At 64.6% G+C, this 2,651-nt stretch carries 3 protein-coding genes; all 3 read right to left on the bottom strand.

Annotated features, from left to right (window positions below; all coding sequences use genetic code 11):
* The coding region (locus AC1DY5_RS50620; RefSeq protein WP_478121849.1) for a P-loop NTPase family protein at positions 1-474 on the bottom strand (474 nt) is incomplete at its 3' end.
* A 10-nt stretch (positions 475-484) separates the two neighbouring features.
* Complete coding sequence (locus tag AC1DY5_RS50615) at positions 485-1,726, bottom strand: TrbI/VirB10 family protein (RefSeq protein WP_478121848.1); 1,242 nt, start codon at positions 1,724-1,726, stop codon at positions 485-487.
* Positions 1,726-2,651, bottom strand: a 926-nt coding sequence (locus AC1DY5_RS50610; protein WP_478121847.1) for a TrbG/VirB9 family P-type conjugative transfer protein, incomplete at its 5' end; no start/stop codon positions are given. The genes AC1DY5_RS50615 and AC1DY5_RS50610, both read right to left, overlap by 1 nt.

The raw sequence follows: 2,651 nt of genomic DNA, 5'->3' as shown, positions 1-2,651 counted from the left end.
CTCCCACAGCTCGACCTGCGCGGGCTCGAGCTGGGCGAGGAGCTTCTGGCGCTCGTCTTCAGCCAATCCTGTCGAATGCACGTGCCGTGTTCGCTCGAAGTACCCCTGCGCCACGAACTGGCCGAGCTCGAAAGACTGGCTCGTGTGCTTGCGCAGATTGAGATAGATCATCCCGCGCGGGGCGGTCGGCGGCATCGTCATTTCGATGCGCTCGCCCGCGGGCAGATACGCCGACAGGATCGGATCCGCTTCATCGAACGGCTTTTGGGAGATGTTCGCCAGGAAGTTGCCCAGGGCTTGCAGATACTCGAAGCTGACCGCCGGGGCCTCGACACGCTCCCAAACGCCATCCTTCCACAGCTGCACTGCGCCGGGAGCATTCACAGCCACTTCGTTCACGCTCGGATCGGCCAGCCAGCCCTCGAAGGCGCGCAGATGGGCCAGGATCGAGACGTACTTGTCAGGCGCGCCCATCTGCGATGCCTCAGTTGGTCGCTGCGGCCGGGCGCAGTTCGTAGACCGTCGAGAAGTCGACGTCGCGCGCCACGAAGATCTTGATGATCTCGCCCTGGTTCTTGTAGAGGCTCGGCTTCAGCTGACTGCCTTGCTTCAGCATTTCCTCCACGATCGTGTTGGTGGCGTTGTCGGTGTTGTTCAACTGGGAAAGCATGCTCTGCGTTCCGATGTTGTACGTCGTGCCATACGGGCTCCCGCTGGCTCTCTGCGCGCGGGCATCGTCACGGGCGATGTAGATCTGCTTGGCGTCCTGGAGCAGGGAGAAGAAGATGGCCCCGGCAAAGCGTTCGAACCATTTGTTGTCGACGTAGCCCGATGTGCCGGCCCGGCCGAGCGCGTCGGTGCCGGGCGAGTTCAGTTGCACCGAGACGAAATTCGGCGTCACGGCCCGCGACCACAGCGTGAAGATCGTCTTCTGGCCCGCCTGCAGGCCCTGGGTGTATTCGCCTTCCATGGTGGTGCCGGCCTCCATGAGCACGACCTTGCCGTCCATCGACATGACCGGCGCGCTCAGGATGCACTTCAGGAATCCAGGCTGGTCCGTGAGGATCGCCGTGAGCAAGGTGCAATCCGGCAAGGTGCCCTTTGCGAGCGTCATCGACGGATTCCGGTTGATCGTTGCGCTGGTTCCAGGCGTGTTCGTGCCGGACAGGGCACTGGCCAGTGCGTTTGTGCCGCCCTGCGGCGTCGAGGCGCCCGGCAGGCCGACGTTCGCCACTGCGGCTCCGAGTTGCGCCGTGGTGGCCGCATTCTGCTGTGTGGCGGCCAGATTGATCGCGCTCTTGCGGCGGCGCTCGCGGATGCGCTCTTCCTCGGACATGCCGCCCTGGGATGAGGGCTGGACGGCCTCGGCCTTCTTTTCCGGTTCGGGGCAATTCAGCCCGATGGGCAGGCGCAGGCCACCGGGGCACTCGACATAGGAGGGTGAGGATGGGACCGAAGGCGGCGGCCCGAGTGCCAGCGGCACCTTGACCTCCGGCGCCGACAGCGGACGAATCTCGTTCGGCGGGTCCGTCTTCGGCGGCGTCGGCGCCCCGAAGAGCCCGAAGTAGTTGTTCCTGCTCGCAATCCCGAACAGGATCAGCAACGCCGCCACGCTCGAGGTCGCCACCAGGATCAGCTTCTGGCCCGGTGCGACAGCCCGTTTGCGCTCGACGAGCCCTTCGCGCTCCTCCTCGGCCACCGGTGCTTCCTGCTTCTGTTCGAACATCAGTCACCTCCCGGTTCACGGAGGGCCCGCTGCACCTTGCCGCTGGCCGTGCCCGTCGGCGCCGACTGGATCGGCAAGGTCGGCGAACGATTGGTAATGCCCGCCACAAGCGCGCCGCGCCGCAGGATCACCCGAGTGACGACGCGGTGCAGCACCATCGTGTCATCCTCGACGTGGTAGTCGACGAGGCTCTCGGTGCCGTCCGGCTCGATGATGAACGCCGCAGGCATCGGGTTGGCCGCTGAGAACAGCATGTAGGTTTGCCTGCCGTTGTCGTGCATCGAAAGCGGCTGCAATTCCTGCGGCCCGACGATCCAGTAGTCGTAGTTCAGGTTTCCTTCGGAGGCCGACCCCTTGAGGTCTGCTTTCATCTGCTTGCGTTCGGCTTCCTGCTTCGCGAGAGCGCGCGCCTCAGGGGTCGAAGCATCGCCTTCCGGGTACTGCAGCCGCACCCAGTAGGCGACGTTGCGGGCCGTTCTGCTCGTCGTCTTGAGCTGGAACAGGTAGCTGCGACGGTTTGTGAAAAGCGTCAGGTTGGTGTCCGCCTTGACGTCCTTGGGCTTGATCACGAACAGATTGCCGTTGATCGCTGCGTGCCAGGCATCCCGGTCGCCCATCGCGAAGTCCTTGATCTCTTCGTTCTTGCTGAGCTCGATGGTCGTCACCACGCCTTCGGCCGCGGCGATGCGGATGATGTCGTCGCCCGTGAAGCGAACCGTCTGGATTCGGGCATCACTGGCCGACGGCACGGTGCCGACCTCGGCATGGCTTGCCGTCGCCGCAACGGCGACGCACACGACCCATGCCGAGGACACCGGGGATTTCATCGCACCGCTGCCTGAGGCATCCCGACATTGGCTGGAGTGATCGAAGTCGAAGTCGCAGTGGCGGGCACGGACATGGAAACGCCCTGCCCTGCCGAGCC

The sequence above is a fragment of the Variovorax sp. P4_D9 genome (assembly GCF_056401695.1).
The sequence above is the reverse complement of the archived record's forward strand: the minus strand, read 5'-3'. Positions and strand labels throughout refer to the sequence as shown.